Genomic DNA, 15,944 nt, shown 5'->3' with positions numbered 1-15,944 from the left:
AACGAGGGAGCGAGCCTGCCCCGCGCTTGCATTCAGGCCTTGATATAGCGCATCACCGCTTCGCAGATCACCTGCTTGTGGCGTTGCTTGATCTGCTCGTCGGACAGGTCGATCTGGAAGATGTCGCCAAAGGTATGGCGGTTGGACACCCGGTAGAAGCAGAACGAGCTCATCAGCATATGCAGGTCGATCACTTCGATGCCGGGGCGGAACACGCCCTGGGCAACGCCACGGGCGAGGATCTTGCCCAGCGCGTCGAGCACCATGCTGCTCATCTCGCGGATCACCGGCGACTGCTTGACGTACTCGCCGTAGTGGATGTTCTCGGTGCAGACGATGCGCACAAAATCGACGTTGTTGGCGTGGTGGTCGAAGGTGAACTCCACCAGGCGCTGGATCGCCTGTTCGGGCGCCAGCGAGTCGAGGTCGAGGCTGTGTTCGGTCTTGCGGATGTCGCCGTAGAGCTTGACCAGGCACTCGACGTACAACTGCTCCTTGCTGCCGAAGTAGTAGTAGATCATGCGCTTGGAGGTGGCGGTACGCTCGGCGATGGCATCGACCCGGGCACCCGCCAGGCCCTGCTGGACGAACTCGGTGATGGCGGCCTGGAGAATGTTCTCGCGGGTCTTTTCCGGATTGTTCTTGCGCGTCTTGCGCAGGCCTTCGACTTCAGGCTTGACGACCGAATCACTCATACCGACTCACAGGCTCGTTGTAGTAATCCGGGCGATTATCCGTGAGCCGGGCGATGCTGGGAAGCGCGGTGTTGGTCGGCTGGTCAGGTTTGGCCTAGCCGCCCCGTCGCTGGCCAAGAGCCTGGCTCACAACACCACCTTGCGCCCTGCCCCGCTGCGCGCCTTGGCCATCGCTGCCAGGCGCACCGCCACGTTGGCCGCGCCATAGCCGGCATAGCCGCCCTTGCGTTGCAGGATCTCGAAGAAGAAGCGCCCTTCAAACGGCTCGGTGTAGACATGGAACAGCTCGCCGCCCTGGGCATCGCGGTCGTACAGCACGTTGTAGTACGCCAGCTCGCTGAGGAACTCGTCGTCGAAGTCGAAGCGCGCCGCCAGGTCGTCGTAGTAGTTCAGCGGGATCTCCAGCAACGGCACGCCGGCCTCCTTGGCCCTGGCCACCTCGCGGAAGATGTCGTCACAGTCGAAGGCAACGTGGTGCACGCCAGAGCCGCGATAGCTGTCCAGGGCATGGGCGATGGCAGTGTTGCGGTTCTCCGAGATGTTCAGTGGCAGCCGCAGGCTGGCGCAGTGGCTGCGCAGGGCACGGCTCTTGACCAGGCCATAGGGGTCGGGCAACACCACCTCGTCGTCGGCGGTGAAGTCGAACAGGCTCTTGTAGAACAGCACCCAGCTGTCCAGGGCCTCGGCCGGCAACGCCAGGGCCATGTGGTCGATACGCTTGAGGCCACCGCTGGCGCGGGCTGTCGGGTCCAGGCGGAAATCGGTGTCGTAGAGGGTCTGGCCGCTGCCGTCGGGCTGCACCAGGTACAACAGGCTGCCATCTGGTGCGCGCACCGCCGGGAGCTCGCGCTCGTTGGGGCCGACCAGGCCGCGGAACGGCTGGCCACGGTAGGCCATGGCGCGCTGCAGCGCGGCCTGGCCATCATTGACTCGCAGCGCCGTGGCGCACAGCGACGGGCCATGGGCTTCGAAGAAATTGTGGGCGAACGAATAAGGTTCGCCATTGAGGACGATGTTGATATCGCCCTGGCGCAGCAGACGCACGGCCTTGCTGCGGTGCTCGCCGGCCTCGGCGAAGCCCAGGCGCTTGAGCCATGCGCCCAGGCGTGCGCCGACCGCCTCGTCGACGGCGAACTCGAGGAACTCCACGCCGTCGTAGCGGCTGGCGGCCGGTGGCGCGAACAGCACGCCCGGCTCGACCGCCCGCGCCTCGCGCTCGAGCTGGCGGCGGGTCTTCTCCTCCAGGTACAGCAGCGAGCGCAGGCCATCGGCGGCGTTCTGCCGGGCTGGCGCCGCGCGGAAACCGTCATTGAAGATCTCCAGCGACAGCGGGCCGCGATAGCCGCTGGCCAGGATCGGCGCGAGGAAGCCCGCCAGGTCCATCTCCCCTTGCCCTGGGAAGCAGCGGAAGTGCCGGCTCCATTCCAGCACGTCCATGGCCAGGATCGGCGCGTCGGCCATCTGCACGAAGAAGATCTTCTCGCCGGGGATATCGCGGATGCCGCTGGGGTCGCCTTTGAGCGACAGCGTATGGAAGCTGTCGAGGATCACCCCCAGCGCCGGGTGATCGGCCTGGCGCACCAGGTTCCACACCTGTTGCCAGGTATTGATGTGGCGGCCCCAGGCCAGGGCTTCGTAACCGATGCGCAGGCCGCGGTCGCCCGCGTGCTCGGCGAGCAGGCGCAGGTCGTCCACCAGCAACTGTTCGTCGCCCAGGGCGTCGGGCTGGACATTGCTGCACAGCAGCACCAGGTCGGTGCCCAGCTCCTGCATCAGGTCGAACTTGCGCTCGGCGCGGTCGAGGTTCTTGTGCAGGCGGTCGCGGTGGCAGCCTTCGAAGTCACGGAACGGCTGGAACAAGGTAATCGCCAGCCCCAGGTCGGCGCACAGCTGGCGCACCTCGCGGGGGCTGCCGGCGTAGTACAGCAGGTCGTTCTCGAAGATCTCGACGCCGTCGAAACCGGCGGCGGCGATGGCTTCGAGCTTTTCCGGCAGGGTGCCGCTCAAGGAAACGGTGGCGATCGAACGGTGCATGGCGGGTGTTCCTTGTTATTGAGTGAGGCCAGGGGAGGTCCGCCCTATCGCGGGGCAAGCCCGCTCCCACGTGCGCAATGCTTTCGCGTGAGTGGCTCACGTGGGAGCGGGCTTGCCCCGCGATGAGGCCGGTACGGACAACACCTGGCACGATCGATTATTCGCAGGTAAAGTCGCCCCGGCAACGAACTTTGTACGGAACAGTTAGTTTTTGTTCGATTACCGAACAAAACCCGTTCCAGCGAATTGCTTCACCCACCCCCGTGAACAACCATGAACACCAGTCGCAGGCCCGCCGGCCCTTCTCGCCGCCACGCCGGTCGTTCGGCGGAACCTGCGCTGCACTACCCAACGTCACCACATAATAAGTTCAAGAAAACGGGTACCGACCTATGCACACCTTGCTCGCCCTGCGATCCGCGCCGCCTCGTTCGTCTTCTCCACACAGCCCCTGCCCGCGCCTCAAGCGCTGACCAATCCGGCCCCTGACAAGAACAACGGAGACAACATGGCCCGCTCAAGCTCCCAAGCCAAGAAAGCCACCGCCAGCGGATGGATCGGTTCTGCCCTCGAGTACTACGACTTCTTCATCTACGCCCAGGCCGCGGCGCTGATCTTCCCGCAGATCTTCTTCCCGTCCGCCGACCCGAAGATGGCCATTATCGCCTCGCTGGCCACCTACGGCGTGGGTTACCTGGCGCGCCCGATCGGCGCCTGCGTGCTCGGCCACTGGGGCGACACCCGCGGGCGCAAGAACGTGCTGCTGCTGTGCATGTTCCTGATGGGCCTGTCGACCATGGCCGTGGGCCTGCTGCCGACCTACCACGACATCGGCCTGCTGGCCCCGGCGCTGCTGGTGCTGCTGCGCCTGGTCCAGGGCTTCGCCGTGGCCGGCGAGATCTCCGGGGCCAGCTCGATGATCATGGAACACGCGCCGTTCGGCCGCCGCGGCTACTACGCCAGCTACACCCTGCAAGGCGTGCAGGCCGGCCAGGTGATGGCGGCGGCGGTGTTCCTGCCACTGGCCTACTTCATGCCCAGCGAGGCCTTCAACGAGTGGGGCTGGCGCATTCCGTTCCTGATGAGCGCGGTGGTGCTGATCGCCGGCTTCATCATCCGCAAGGAAGTGCACGAGACCCCGGCCTTTGTCCAGGAGGAGAAACAGGACAAGGTCGCCAAGTCGCCGATCGGCGAGGCCTTCCGCCATAGCTGGAAGCACATGGTGCTGGTGATGTTCATGGCGCTGATGAACGTGATCCCGGTAGTCGCCACCATCTTCGGCGCGGCCTACGCGGTGCAGCCGGCCTACGGCATCGGCTTCGACAAGAGTGTGTACCTGTGGATCCCGGTGGTGGGCAATATCGTCGCGGTACTGGTGATTCCCTTCGTCGGCAACCTGTCCGACCGGATCGGCCGCCGCCCGACCATGATCGCCGGCTGCCTGGGCTCGGGCCTGCTGGCCTTCGTCTACCTGTACGCGATCAGCATCCAGAACGTGCCGCTGGCCTTCGCCGCCTCGATCCTCATGTGGGGCATGGTCTACCAGGGCTACAACGCGGTGTTCCCAAGCTTCTACCCAGAGCTGTTCCACACCCGCTACCGCGTCTCGGCCATGGCCATCGCGCAGAACATCGGCACCATGATCACCGCCATGCTGCCGGCGCTGTTCGCCGCGGTCGCGCCCCCGGGCTCGGACAATATCCCGCTGGTGGTCGGTGGGTTGGCGTTCCTCATCACCTGTGTGTGCGCACTGGCCGCCTACCTGGCGCCGGAGACCCATCGCCTGGCGATGGAAGACCTCGGCAACCCGCAGGCACAACCCGTGGCGCGGGAAGCCTATGAAGCGAGCCGCAAGGGCAGCCTGAAAGCGTTCGGCCACTGACCGTCCGCCGTTGCCCGTACGGACCTCATCGCCGGCAAGCCGACTCCCACAGGGCACACGCAAACCCTGTGGGAGCCGGCTTGCCGGCGATGCGCCGCGCGAGCGGCGCTCTATCTCGAGGGGGCCCGCACCTCACCTGGCGAACAGGTGCCGATCAGAGAATCGACAACGGGTACTCGACGATCACCCGCACCTCGTCCAGGTCCGACTCGAAGGCCGTCGCCCGGGTGGTGGCCTGGCGCACGCGCAGTGCCAGGTCCTTGGCCGCGCCGGTCTGCACCACGTACTTGACCTCGATGTCGCGCTCCCAGCGCTTCTGGTCGGTGAGCGGGTCGCCGTTGCCGTCGCGGCGCATGTAGTAGGCGTTGGCGTTGCTGTAGTCGGCATCGCTGCCACGGCCATAGCGGGTCATGAACGACAGCCCCGGCACACCGTAGGCGGCCATGTTCAGGTCGTAGCGCAACATCCATGAGCGCTCTTTCGGCGAGTTGAAGTCGCTGTACTGGATGGAGTTGTCGAGGAAGATCGAATCGGACTGACGCAGGTAGTCGAAGTCGTCGTCGCCGTTGTTGCGCTGGTGGGTCAGGGCCAGGGTATGGGCGCCGTAGCGCACGCCAAGCTTGGCGCTCCAGATGTCGTTGTCGAACTGGCCCAGACGCTGACGCCCTTCATCCCTGGCGTTGTAGAAGTTGAACCCGCCGATCAGCGCCAGCTCGTCGGACAACGGCCAGGTCACGCTGGTGCCGGCGTAGTACTGGTTCCACACATCCTTCAGGCGGCTGCCGAACAGGCTGACACTGACGTTTTCGTTGATCGCGTAGTCGCCACCGCCGTAGGCGATCCACGGCGAATCCACCGGGCCGCCGTAGAACGTCACGAAGTTGTCGCGCAAGTCGCTGGACACCGGCTGGCTCATGGCGTGCAGGCGCCCTGCCTGCAGCGTCAGGCCTTGCAGGCTGGTGTTCTCCAGGGTCACGCCGCGAAAGCTTTCCGGCAACAGCCGCGAGTCGCCGGCGGCGACCACCGGGTTGACCGGGAACACATCGCCCACCCGCAGCACGGTGTCGAACAGGCGCACCTTGGCCGCGCCGCCGAGCTTGCTGTATTCGTCGCGGGCCTGGCCATCGCGGTCCACCGGCAGCACGTCGAACGAGCTGCGCCCACCGTTGCGCCCGCCACCGGTGTCGAGCTTGAGCCCGAGCATGGCGAAGGCGTCCACGCCGACGCCCACCGTGCCTTGGGTAAAGCCGGATTCGAAGCGGGTGATGATGGCGTGGGCCCAGGCCTCGGAGTAGCCGTTGGCGCTGTCCTTGCCGCTGTTGTAGGTGGGGGCCGGGCCATCGCGATGATCGCGATTGAAGTAGTAATTGCGATTGAGCACGCTCAGGCGGCTGCCCTCGATGAACCCTTCCTGCTGCTCTTCTGCGGCCCAGGCCGCCGGGCCGAAGCCGGCCAGCGCCACCAGGGCGGCCAGGGAAAGTGTTGGATTGCTTGTCATCCGTTGCTCCTTCGATTGCGGCTGTTCTTGTTGTCGGGCCTTGGTGCTGGAGCGTCCCTGGTCTGGCCAGATGCGTGCGCACCCAGCCCCGTTGGCCGAGCCTGATGCTCGCCGCTGGCGGATAACGGGAAGGTGATGGGGGCATTACAATCGTGTCATGCGCAGCCGGGGGCCTGCGTACACGCCCAGCTTTCACATCTGTAACCCGGCCGTCATGCCCCTGTTGGCCGGGCATCGCTAGCGTGGTCTGCGAAACGAACCTTTCGGAGGCACGACCATGCTACGACCGACCCTGACCGCCGCCCTGCTGGCGCTTTCCCTCTCGACCCAGGCCAGCGGCTTTTCCAGGCTGGACAGCGAACAGCTGCTGGCGGACCACCAGCAGGCCGTGGCGGCCTATGCGGCCAAACGGGCGAAGCCCATGCCGGAGATCGTCGACTACCGCTACGGCATGAAGCTCGATGTTGCCCGCCTCGTGCGCCAATCGGGCGACCCGCGCACCTGCGAGGTGGTGCCGCGGCTGATGACCTTCGAAGACAGCCAGGGCACCTTGCGCACTGTGCGCTACGCAGTGCAGTCGCAATGCATCAACAACAAGTAGCTCAGCCGCGCAGCCCGTCCACCAGTTGCAGGCTGTTGCGCCCGCTGCGCTTGGAGGCGTACAGCAGCACGTCGCCTTGCTCGATCAACGCCGCCAGGCTGGCTGGCGGGCGGTCGAACAGGTTGGCGCCGATGCTCAGGGTCACCGCCTCGGGAGTGCGGAACGACTGTTCGGCGGTGGCCTGGAACTGCTCGCGCAAGGCTTCGGCCAGGCGCTGGATGGCGTCGCGCGAAGCCCCGGTCAGGAGGATGACGAACTCGTCGCCACCCAGCCGTGCGGCAATCGCCCGCTCCGGCAGCATGGCCCGGATCATCTCGCTCAAGGCCACCAGCAGGCGGTCGCCGGCGGGATGCCCATGCAGGTCGTTGACCAGCTTGAAGTGGTCGATGTCGATCAGCAGCAAGGCCCCGGGGTTTGCCGGGGAAACTTCGTTGAACAGGCTCGCCGCGCGCATTTCCAGGGCGCGGCGGTTGTACAGCGCGGTCAGCGGATCACGCGCGGCCAGGCGCTCGATGCGCTCCTCGCGGCGGTAGCGCACGGTGCCGGTCATCGACAGGGCGATCAGCATGATCGCCATGGCCCCCTCCACCAGCGACACCTGGATGATCTGCCCGCGAAACGCGGTCAGGTCGATCAGCGTTCCCGGCAGCAGCGCCGGCAGCGTCTTGGCCAGGTAGAACAGCCCGTGCAGCAGCAGGATGCAGCGCAATTGCACCGCGCCGACGCTGAACGACTTGCCGTGCGGGCGCAGCAACGCGCTGGCGTACAGGGTGAACGCGGCGACCAGCAGCGAGTTGGCCACCAGGAAGGTCTTCGACCAGGTGGGCCACTGCGGCAGCAGCAACAGGCTCAGCCAGGCCAGCGGAGCCAGGTAGCAGAGCCGCGACAGGCGGGTTTCGGTAAAGCGTGACACCCCCAGCAGGAACAGCCAGTGGGCGGCCACCAGCATGCCGTTGGCGAACCAGATGCCGATGAACAGATAACCGCTGCCGCGCAGCAAGGCGAGCGAGGAACCGACGCTGATGGTGGCGAAGCTGGCGCTCCAGCACAGCAGCGAGGACTCGCGCACGCTGCGCCACTCCACGGCCAGATAAAGCGCGGCGGCCGCGGCCAGGGCGATGGTGAGGGTCAGCATGGTGGAAGCGTCGAACGCCATGGGTGGAAGTGGCCTGTATCTGGGTTACCGTTCAGAACGGTGATTGTATGCGTTCAAGGGCCGATGCACAGGCATAAATGATATCCAAATGATGGCATTCTGACGGATAACCTATTCACACGCACACCAAGCGACAACAACCTGTCATTGCCCAGAGAGGAAGCTCACCAACTGTCGCCCATGGGAGCTGAGCGCCTCCCAACTGCGGAAACAGATTCGCAACTCCAGCGTCGCCCAACGCTCCTCCAGCGCCACCCGGCGCACCGCCAGTTCCTGTTCGGCGCGCACGGCCGCCGTCTCCGGCAACATGGCGATGCCCGCGTGCTGAGCCACCAGCTGGGCGATGGCTTCGAAGCTGGGCGCGCGCACCCGCACCTTCAGCGGCATGGCCAGGTTCATCGCCAGCTCTTCGACGAAGCGCTGCATGGCACGCTCGGCAGGCAGGCAGACGAAGGGAAAGCCCAGCGCGTCCGCCAGGCGCAGCTGGCCGCGCGCGGCCAACGGGTGATCGAGCGGCACCAGCAGCACCAGGCGCTCGGTGCGAAACGGCAGCGATACCACGCCCTCGTTGACCAGGTTGCCGTCGTACACGCCGATCTCGCACTCCCCGGCCAGCACCACCCGCAGCACATCGATGCTCTTGTGTTCGACCAGTTGCAGGTCGACCTCCGGATAGTCGGCCAGGAACGGTCCGAGCACGGCCGGCAACAAGGTACTGTTGGTCACGGTGGACGCCGCCAGGTGCAGGGTGATGCGCCGCTGGCCGGCGAGTTCGCGCAGCGTGTCCTGCAGTTTCTGCGCCTCGCCGAGCACGCCGCGCGCCGACTCCAGCACCAGGCGCCCGGCCGGGGTCAGCTGCATGCCGTCGGCCTTGCGCAGAAACAGGGTCAAGCCGCTGCGCGCCTCGAACAGGCGCAGGCGGGTGCTGGCGGCCGATACTGCCACCGGGAAGGTCGCCGCCGCCTTGCTCAGGCTGCCGGTAGCGGCAATGGCAGCGAGCAGCCGCAGATCGGCCAGGTCGAAGTGCATCAAGGCTTCTCCAAATCAGAACGCCACGTTCGAGAAAAAGCGATTCTAGCGCGCTTGCGTTCTGCGCAGAATAAACCGCACTTCTTCTGTGCCACGGACCCGCCATGACCCGCCTGCCCGCCCCGCTCCAGCGCGCCCTTGCCAACGGCAGCCTGTACGCCGTACTTGCCGCATTGGGCTTCAGTTTCAAGGCCATCTTCGTCAAGCTCGCCTATGCCGCAGGCCCGGTGGACGCCATCAGCCTGCTGGCGCTGCGCATGGCCCTGTCGCTGCCGTTGTTCGCCTGGCTGGTGTGGGCCAGCCGTGGCCACGGCGGCGCGCCGCTGAGCGCCGGCGACGGCCTGCGCGTGGCCTTGCTCGGCCTGTTCGGCTATTACCTGGCCAGCCTGTTCGACTTCTATGGCCTGCAATACATCAGTGCCGGGCTCGAGCGGCTGATCCTGTTCACCTACCCGACCCTGGTGCTGGTGATCCAGGCCGTCGTCCAGCGTGAACGCCCGACCCTGCGCACCCTGGCGGCCATGGGCCTGTGCTACCTGGGGCTGGGCATCGCCTTCGTCCACGACATCGGCGCCGCGGGCGGCGGCAATGCGGTACTGGTCGGCTCGCTGTGGGTGTTCGCCAGCGCGGTCACCTATGCCCTGTACTACTCGGGCACCGGCATGATGCTCAAGCGCATGAACTCGATGCGCCTGGCCGGGTTGTGCGGCACCGCCTCCTCGCTGATGGTGCTGGCCCACTACCTGCTGGTGGCCGATGTCGCGCCGCTGCTGCAGCTGCCGAACGCGGTGTGGCTCAACGCGGCATTGATGGCGCTGTTCTCCACGGTGCTGCCGATCTACTGGGTGGCGCTGGCGATCCAGCGCCTCGGGCCCACGCACACGGCGGCGGTGGGTAACCTGGGGCCGGTGCTGACGATGCTGGCCTCATGGCTGATCCTCAGCGAGGCGGTTTCGCTGTACCAGGTGGCCGGGCTGGTCCTGGTACTGTTCGGGGTGTCGCGGCTCAAGCCTGCGAAGAAGCCCCAGCCGCAACCCGCAGCCCCGGCCCGGACCGTGTAGCTGCGGCCTTGCACCCCACGCCGGCACACATTGCATTTGCCCATCACGGCGAACCCGTGGCATAGAAGGCTGTCCACCTGCTTACCCAGCCGCATCGCGCCATCCTGGAGATTCCCATGAGCAAGCCCTACGTTCCGCCCAAGGTCTGGACCTTCGAGGCGCCCTCCGGCGGCCAGTTCGCCAGCATCAACCGCCCGGTGGCCGGCCCCACCCACGACAAGCCGCTGCCCACCGGCAAGCATCCGTTGCAGCTGTACTCCCTGGCCACGCCCAACGGGGTCAAGGTCACCATCCTCCTCGAAGAACTGCTGGCCCTGGGTCACGGCGGCGCCGAGTACGACGCCTGGCTCATCCGTATCGGCGAAGGTGACCAGTTCGGCAGCGGCTTCGTGCAGGTAAACCCCAACTCGAAGATCCCCGCCCTGCTCGACCGCAGCGTCGAACCGCCGGTGCGGGTATTCGAGTCCGGCGCGATCCTGCTGTACCTGGCGGAAAAATTCGGCGCCTTCCTGCCCCAGGACGTGGCCGCACGCACCGAGGCCCTCAACTGGCTGTTCTGGCAGATGGGCTCGGCCCCGTACCTGGGCGGTGGTTTCGGCCACTTCTATGTCTACGCGCCGGAAAAGTTCGAGTACGCCATCAACCGCTTCACCATGGAAGCCAAGCGCCAACTCGACGTACTCGACCGTCGCCTGGCCGAAAGCGCCTACCTGGGCGGCGACGCGTACAGCATCGCCGACATCGCCGTGTGGCCCTGGTATGGCCAGCTGGTGCGCGGCAACCTGTACGGCGCCGCCGAGTTCCTCGCGGTGCACGAGTATCCCAATGTGCAGCGCTGGGCAGAAACCATCGCCCAGCGTCCGGCAGTGCAGCGCGGCACCCGCGTCAACCGCACCTGGGGCGAGGAAGCCAGCCAGGTGGCGGAGCGCCACGCGGCCAGCGACCTGGGCTGAAAGAGCGGCCGAACATGGCCGGCACAAATAGTGGCATTGTGCCCTAAAGCTGCCGGCCCCTCGGCCGTAAACCTTGATCAGGTTCAACTCCGATCAAGGATGGCATCACTTGAAGAAACTGTTCCAGGCCAGCGCCGTCGTCGCCTTGCTGACGATGAGCGGCTGCGTCTCCTACAACGTCATCGGCCCGGTGGGCACGCCGCCCCACGCCTCCGCCGTCGCCAGCCCACGCAGCGCCCAGGTCGCCGATGTGCAGGTCAACGCCCCCGGCATCGACAACGCCACCGGCCAGGCCATCAGTCGCGCCCTGACCCCGCAGCTCAGCCAGTACGTGCAGCGCGCCGGCTACTTCAAGGCCGTCACCGAATACCCCACGCGCCTGGACGAACAGGACGTGATGCTCAAGTTCGACATGACTTCGCTCAAGGGCCATCGCGCCCCGCACCCGGCGTACTTCCCCGGCGCCCTGCTGACCCTGACCTTCTGGATCTGGTTCAACGGCCCGATCTACGTCGACAGCTTCGATGTCGCCGGCAACCTGGTGATCGTCGACCGCGACGGCATCGAACTGGCGCGAGCCAAGGAACAGCTCAAGTTCGAGCACAACGTCGGCCTCTACGGGGGCGACTACTGGGTGCCGCAGATGGGCGGCAAGCAACTCACCAAACTGGTTGGCGAACTGCTCGACGACGCCACCACGCAACTGGCAAAACGCTGATAACAGGAAACGATCGATGAACCTCTGCAAACACGCCGTACTGCTGGGCGCCCTGCTGCTCGGCGGTTGTGTCTCCTACTCCACCGGCGACCTGGCCCCGGTCGGCACCTGGCCGCCGGCGGCCAGCACCGCGGCGGTCAAACCCAACGCCTACCTGCGCAACACCGCGCTGTACCAGGTCAATGACGGGCCGGCCGTGGCCGCCGCCGGCGCCCACGCCGACATGTGGGAAAAGACCGTCAGCGAGACCTACCAGCAATCCGGTCGCTTCACCCAGGTCAGCACGCAGAAGGGCGAAGCGGACCTGTACGCCGAATCGACCCTGACCAACCACGAGGAGTTCGTGACCGCGTCGGCGTTCATCACCGGTTTCACCCTGTTCCTCATCCCCTCCACCGCCAAGAACACCTTCACCCTGCAGACCGTGTTCAAGGACAAGGACGGCAAGGAACTCGGCCGCGTCAGCAAGAGCGAATCGATCCGTACCTGGATGCAACTGGTGCTGATCGTCGGCCTGCCATTCCAGGCCGACACCCGCGACGTGGTGCGTGAGCTGGCGCGCAGCACCCTGGACGAAGCAGTACAGCGCAAGCTGCTCTGATCGTCACCACCGTTCGAAACTGCGGGCTTGCCCCGCGATCGGCGCCAACCGGTCGCGGGCCAAGCCCGCTGCCGTTTCAGCCCCGCCACCCGGCGCTCAGCGTGCCGCGCTGCAACGAACCATTTCCCCGCTGCATGCCTGCGCCCACCAAGACCTTCTTGCTACACTCGCCGCCATGATTTTCCACCTGCACAACTGTGGTGACAGCATGATCGAGGTAACCGAGGTTTCCATTGCCGAGCTGCGCGACGCGCTCGAGTCCGGCCGCACGACCGCCGTCGAGCTGGTCAAGGCCTACCTGGCGCGCATCGACGCCTACGACGGCGCCGACACCGCCACGCGGCTCAATGCCGTGGTGGTGCGCAACCCCGAGGCCCTGAAAGAGGCCGAAGCCTCCGATGCCCGCCGTGCCCGTGGCGAACCCCTCGGCCCGCTGGATGGCATCCCTTACACCGCCAAGGACAGCTACCTGGTCAAGGGCCTGACCGCCGCCTCCGGCAGCCCGGCGTTCAAGGACCTGGTCGCCCAGCGCGACGCCTTCACCGTCGAGCGCCTGCGCGCCGGCGGCGCCATCTGCCTGGGCAAGACCAACATGCCGCCGATGGCCAATGGCGGCATGCAGCGCGGCGTCTACGGCCGCGCCGAAAGCCCGTACAACGCCGCCTACCTGACCGCCCCGTTCGCCTCCGGCTCTTCCAACGGTGCCGGCACCGCCACCGCCGCCAGCTTCAGCGCCTTCGGCCTGGCCGAGGAAACCTGGTCCAGTGGCCGCGGCCCGGCCTCGAACAATGGCCTGTGCGCCTACACCCCGTCGCGCGGGGTGATCTCGGTGCGCGGCAACTGGCCGCTGACGCCGACCATGGACGTGGTCGTGCCTTATGCGCGGACCATGGCCGACCTGCTGGAGATCCTCGACGTGGTGGTGGCCGACGACGCCGACAAGCGCGGCGACCTGTGGCGCCTGCAACCCTGGGTGCCGATCCCGGCCGCCTCGAGCGTGCGCCCCGCCTCGTACCAGGACCTGGCCGTTGGCGCCGAGTCGCTCAAGGGCAAGCGCTTCGCCGTGCCACGCATGTACATCAATGCCGACGCCGAAGCCGGTACGGCGGAGAAACCCGGTATCGGAGGCCCGACCGGCCAGCGCATCCATACCCGCGCCAGCGTGATCGAGCTGTGGCAGCAAGCCCGCCAGGCCCTGGAAGCGGCCGGCGCCGAAGTGGTCGAGACCGACTTCCCGCTGGTATCCAACTGCGAGGGCGACCGCCCCGGCGCGCCGACCGTGTTCACCCGCGGCATCGTCAGCAAGGAGTTCCTCCACGACGAACTGTGGGAACTGTCCGGCTGGGCCTTCGACGACTTCCTGCGCGCCAACGACGATCCCAGGCTCAACCGCCTGGCCGATGTCGATGGCCCACAGATCTTCCCCCACGACCCCGGCACCCTGCCCAACCGTGAAGACGACCTCGCCGCCGGGATGGACGAGTACGTCAACATGGCCAAGCGCGGCCTGAAGACCTGGGACCAGATCGCCAGCGTGCCCGATGGCCTGCGCGGCCTGGAAGCCACCCGCAAGCTCGACCTGGAAGACTGGATGGACGCCCAGGGCCTGGACGCGGTGCTGTTCCCCACCGTGGCCGACGTCGGCCCGGCGGACGCCGATGTGAACCCCGAATCGGCGGACATCGCCTGGAGCAACGGCATCTGGGTGGCCAACGGCAACCTGGCGATCCGTCACCTGGGCGTGCCGACCGTGACGGTGCCGATGGGCGTGATGGCCGACATCGGCATGCCAGTGGGCCTGACCTTCGCGGGCAAAGCGTACAGCGACAACAATCTGTTGAAATTCGCCGCCGCCTTCGAGTCTACCGGCTCGCGCCGCAGCATCCCGCCGCGTACGCCGAAACTGGGCTGAAGCACCTGATCGCGGGGCCCTCCCGCTCCTGCCCTGAGTAGGAGCGGGAGGGCCCCGCGATTGCTTTTGAGTGTTCGACACCTTCGCCAAATTCAACTTTTTGTGTAATATTCAACACAATATTGAATCTGGTGCCGACCATGCTCACCCTCGCCCACGAACGCCAGCTCACCCTGAACGTGCTCAGGACCGCCCTGCAGGCCTTGGGCAGCGTCGTCCCGCGCAATGTGGAAATCCTTCTGCACGACCTCGAACACCCGGAACGCTCAGTGGTGGCGATCGTCAATGGCGAGCTCTCCGGCCGCCAGGTCGGCAGCCCGATCCTCGCCGCTCCCGAACAGGACCAAGGGTTCAAGGCGCTGATGCAGGCCGCCGCCGACCAGCAGGGCTGCGACCCTGTGGTACTGCCCGACTACCCCACCACCCTCAAGGGCCGCAGCTTGCGCAGCGCCACGGCGATCTTCCGTGACAGCACCGGCCTGCCCTTCGCCAGCCTGTGCGTGAACACCGACGTCACCGGCCTGGAGGCGGCGATGGCATTCCTGCAGCACTTCCGACCGCTGGGCGCCACACCGGCGACGGTGCCAGGCGACGAGCCGGCGGACATGACCGCGTTGATGGCCGGGATCATCCAGGACGCCCTGCAGCGCAGCGGCCAGGGGCGGATGAGCAAGCAGGCCAAGGTCGAGGCCGTGCGCGTGATGCAGGAGCGCGGCCTGTTCATCGTCAAGGGCGGCGTCGAGAAAGCCGCCGAGGCCCTCGGCGTGACCCGCTACACCGTCTACAACTACCTGGAGCAGCTGCGCGGCGAGCCCGCCGCGGCTGCCCGCGACTGAGCCACGGAGCCCACCATGCCCTTGCATATCCCTACCCCGTTGATCGAATCCCGTCCGCTGTCGCTGAGCGCCGGCCGCCCGGTGTGGCTCAAGCTCGAAGCCCTGCAACCCTGTGGCTCGTTCAAGCTGCGCGGCGTCGGCCACGCTTGCGAGACGCACCATGCTCGCGGCGCCCGTCACTTCGTCTCCTCGTCCGGCGGCAATGCCGGGCTGGCGGTGGCCTACGCCGGCCGCAAGCTCGGCGTGCCGGTGACCGTGGTGGTGCCCGAGACCACCACCGAACGGGCCAAGGAACTGCTGCGCCTGGAAGACGCAAGCGTAGTGGTGCACGGCAGCTCCTGGCAGGAAGCCAACGAGCACGCGCAGACCCTGCTGGGCGCGGGTGACGCCTTCATCCACCCGTTCGACGACCCGCTGCTGTGGACCGGCCACGCCAGCATGATCGATGAAGTGGCCCAGGCCGGCTGCAAGCCGGATGCCGTGGTGCTGTCGGTCGGCGGCGGCGGCCTGCTGCGCGGCGTGGTCGAAGGCTTGCAGCGCAATGGCTGGCAGGACGTGCCGGTGCTGGCGGTGGAAACCGCAGGCGCGGCGTCGCTGCACGCGGCCATGGCCGCCGGGCACACCGTGGAACTGCCGGGGATCACCTCGGTAGCCACTTCTCTGGGGGCCAAGCGGGTGGCCGAACAGGCGCTGGCCTGCACCCGCCAGCACCCGGTGGTCAGCCACCTGGTGAGTGATCGCGAGGCGCTCGACGCCTGCGAACGTCTGCTGCGCGATCACCGCCTGCTGGTGGAGCCGGCCTGCGGCGCGGCGCTGGCCTTGCTCGAACACCCCGAGGCAGTGGCGGCCTTCGGCAATGTCCTGGTGATCGTCTGCGGTGGCGCCACCGCCACGCTGGAGCAGATCCGCGCCTGGCGCGAAGCCTGCTGATCCGACACAGGCGCGCTTGAACACGCGCCTGGCAGCTG

The 15,944-nt window shown here is 66.7% G+C and carries 14 protein-coding genes; 9 read left to right on the top strand and 5 right to left on the bottom strand.

What is annotated here, in order from left to right; all coding sequences use genetic code 11:
- Nucleotides 1–32: 32 nt before the first annotated feature.
- Together ABZO33_RS07000 and quiC are read right to left on the bottom strand one after the other, a co-directional pair.
- Nucleotides 33–695: a TetR/AcrR family transcriptional regulator gene (locus ABZO33_RS07000; protein WP_038705885.1), complete on the bottom strand. Its 663-nt coding sequence runs from the start codon at nucleotides 693–695 to the stop codon at nucleotides 33–35.
- Between the two features lie 126 nt (nucleotides 696–821).
- A complete protein-coding gene (quiC, locus tag ABZO33_RS06995) occupies nucleotides 822–2,729 on the bottom strand; it encodes a 3-dehydroshikimate dehydratase QuiC (protein WP_414535404.1) in 1,908 nt (635 codons plus the stop codon).
- 508 nt (nucleotides 2,730–3,237) lie between these two features.
- Here quiC and ABZO33_RS06990 point away from each other — a divergent pair.
- Complete coding sequence (locus ABZO33_RS06990; protein ID WP_414535403.1) at nucleotides 3,238–4,611, top strand: MFS transporter; 1,374 nt, start codon at nucleotides 3,238–3,240, stop codon at nucleotides 4,609–4,611.
- Between the two features lie 154 nt (nucleotides 4,612–4,765).
- Here the strand turns inward: ABZO33_RS06990 and ABZO33_RS06985 are convergent, their stop codons facing one another.
- Nucleotides 4,766–6,109: an OprD family porin gene (locus tag ABZO33_RS06985; protein WP_414535402.1), complete on the bottom strand. Its 1,344-nt coding sequence runs from the start codon at nucleotides 6,107–6,109 to the stop codon at nucleotides 4,766–4,768.
- Nucleotides 6,110–6,386: 277 nt separating this feature from the next.
- Here ABZO33_RS06985 and ABZO33_RS06980 point away from each other — a divergent pair, with 277 nt between their 5' ends.
- The gene (locus tag ABZO33_RS06980; protein WP_046856021.1) at nucleotides 6,387–6,710 is read left to right on the top strand and encodes a DUF2790 domain-containing protein; all 324 of its coding nucleotides are present in this window, start codon (nucleotides 6,387–6,389) and stop codon (nucleotides 6,708–6,710) included.
- A 1-nt stretch (nucleotide 6,711) separates the two neighbouring features.
- Here ABZO33_RS06980 and ABZO33_RS06975 read toward each other — a convergent pair whose 3' ends face one another.
- Entirely contained in the window at nucleotides 6,712–7,866 is a 1,155-nt protein-coding gene (locus tag ABZO33_RS06975) for a GGDEF domain-containing protein (RefSeq protein WP_414535401.1), read from the bottom strand.
- A 144-nt stretch (nucleotides 7,867–8,010) separates the two neighbouring features.
- A complete protein-coding gene (locus tag ABZO33_RS06970; protein ID WP_414535400.1) occupies nucleotides 8,011–8,895 on the bottom strand; it encodes a LysR substrate-binding domain-containing protein in 885 nt (294 codons plus the stop codon).
- A 104-nt stretch (nucleotides 8,896–8,999) separates the two neighbouring features.
- Here ABZO33_RS06970 and ABZO33_RS06965 point away from each other — a divergent pair, with 104 nt between their 5' ends.
- From ABZO33_RS06965 to ABZO33_RS06935, 7 genes are all read left to right on the top strand, one after another.
- Nucleotides 9,000–9,956 carry a DMT family transporter gene (locus ABZO33_RS06965; RefSeq protein ID WP_414535399.1) on the top strand — a complete coding sequence of 319 codons (957 nt, stop codon included), beginning with the start codon at nucleotides 9,000–9,002 and terminating at the stop codon, nucleotides 9,954–9,956.
- Between the two features lie 116 nt (nucleotides 9,957–10,072).
- Complete coding sequence (gene yghU, locus ABZO33_RS06960) at nucleotides 10,073–10,909, top strand: glutathione-dependent disulfide-bond oxidoreductase (RefSeq protein WP_414535398.1); 837 nt, start codon at nucleotides 10,073–10,075, stop codon at nucleotides 10,907–10,909.
- Nucleotides 10,910–11,063: 154 nt separating this feature from the next.
- Nucleotides 11,064–11,627, top strand: coding sequence for a hypothetical protein (locus tag ABZO33_RS06955; RefSeq protein WP_414535683.1), 564 nt, complete (start codon nucleotides 11,064–11,066; stop codon nucleotides 11,625–11,627).
- 16 nt (nucleotides 11,628–11,643) lie between these two features.
- Nucleotides 11,644–12,228 carry a hypothetical protein gene (locus tag ABZO33_RS06950; protein ID WP_414535397.1) on the top strand — a complete coding sequence of 195 codons (585 nt, stop codon included), beginning with the start codon at nucleotides 11,644–11,646 and terminating at the stop codon, nucleotides 12,226–12,228.
- 208 nt (nucleotides 12,229–12,436) lie between these two features.
- A complete protein-coding gene (locus ABZO33_RS06945) occupies nucleotides 12,437–14,140 on the top strand; it encodes an amidase (protein ID WP_414535396.1) in 1,704 nt (567 codons plus the stop codon).
- Between the two features lie 140 nt (nucleotides 14,141–14,280).
- On the top strand, nucleotides 14,281–14,976 hold the full coding sequence (locus tag ABZO33_RS06940; protein ID WP_414535395.1) for a transcriptional regulator: 696 nt from the start codon (nucleotides 14,281–14,283) through the stop codon (nucleotides 14,974–14,976).
- Between the two features lie 15 nt (nucleotides 14,977–14,991).
- Entirely contained in the window at nucleotides 14,992–15,906 is a 915-nt protein-coding gene (locus ABZO33_RS06935) for a pyridoxal-phosphate dependent enzyme (protein WP_414535394.1), read from the top strand.
- Nucleotides 15,907–15,944: the final 38 nt, after the last annotated feature.

It is taken from the genome of Pseudomonas sp. CAM1A (assembly GCF_047501685.1).
Taxonomy (GTDB): domain Bacteria; phylum Pseudomonadota; class Gammaproteobacteria; order Pseudomonadales; family Pseudomonadaceae; genus Aquipseudomonas.
Note: the sequence above shows the minus strand (reverse complement) of the source record. Positions and strands in the feature narration are given on the sequence as shown.

Bases quoted from the DNA above. Each gene is read 5' to 3' on its own strand.
- ABZO33_RS07000 (WP_038705885.1), bottom strand. From the start codon at position 695: ATGAGTGATTCGGTCGTCAAGCCTGAAGTCGAAGGCCTGCGCAAGACG.
- quiC (WP_414535404.1), bottom strand. From the start codon at position 2,729: ATGCACCGTTCGATCGCCACCGTTTCCTTGAGCGGCACCCTGCCGGAA.
- ABZO33_RS06990 (WP_414535403.1), top strand. From the start codon at position 3,238: ATGGCCCGCTCAAGCTCCCAAGCCAAGAAAGCCACCGCCAGCGGATGG.
- ABZO33_RS06985 (WP_414535402.1), bottom strand. From the start codon at position 6,109: ATGACAAGCAATCCAACACTTTCCCTGGCCGCCCTGGTGGCGCTGGCC.
- ABZO33_RS06980 (WP_046856021.1), top strand. From the start codon at position 6,387: ATGCTACGACCGACCCTGACCGCCGCCCTGCTGGCGCTTTCCCTCTCG.
- ABZO33_RS06975 (WP_414535401.1), bottom strand. From the start codon at position 7,866: ATGGCGTTCGACGCTTCCACCATGCTGACCCTCACCATCGCCCTGGCC.
- ABZO33_RS06970 (WP_414535400.1), bottom strand. From the start codon at position 8,895: ATGCACTTCGACCTGGCCGATCTGCGGCTGCTCGCTGCCATTGCCGCT.
- ABZO33_RS06965 (WP_414535399.1), top strand. From the start codon at position 9,000: ATGACCCGCCTGCCCGCCCCGCTCCAGCGCGCCCTTGCCAACGGCAGC.
- yghU (WP_414535398.1), top strand. From the start codon at position 10,073: ATGAGCAAGCCCTACGTTCCGCCCAAGGTCTGGACCTTCGAGGCGCCC.
- ABZO33_RS06955 (WP_414535683.1), top strand. From the start codon at position 11,064: ATGAGCGGCTGCGTCTCCTACAACGTCATCGGCCCGGTGGGCACGCCG.
- ABZO33_RS06950 (WP_414535397.1), top strand. From the start codon at position 11,644: ATGAACCTCTGCAAACACGCCGTACTGCTGGGCGCCCTGCTGCTCGGC.
- ABZO33_RS06945 (WP_414535396.1), top strand. From the start codon at position 12,437: ATGATCGAGGTAACCGAGGTTTCCATTGCCGAGCTGCGCGACGCGCTC.
- ABZO33_RS06940 (WP_414535395.1), top strand. From the start codon at position 14,281: ATGCTCACCCTCGCCCACGAACGCCAGCTCACCCTGAACGTGCTCAGG.
- ABZO33_RS06935 (WP_414535394.1), top strand. From the start codon at position 14,992: ATGCCCTTGCATATCCCTACCCCGTTGATCGAATCCCGTCCGCTGTCG.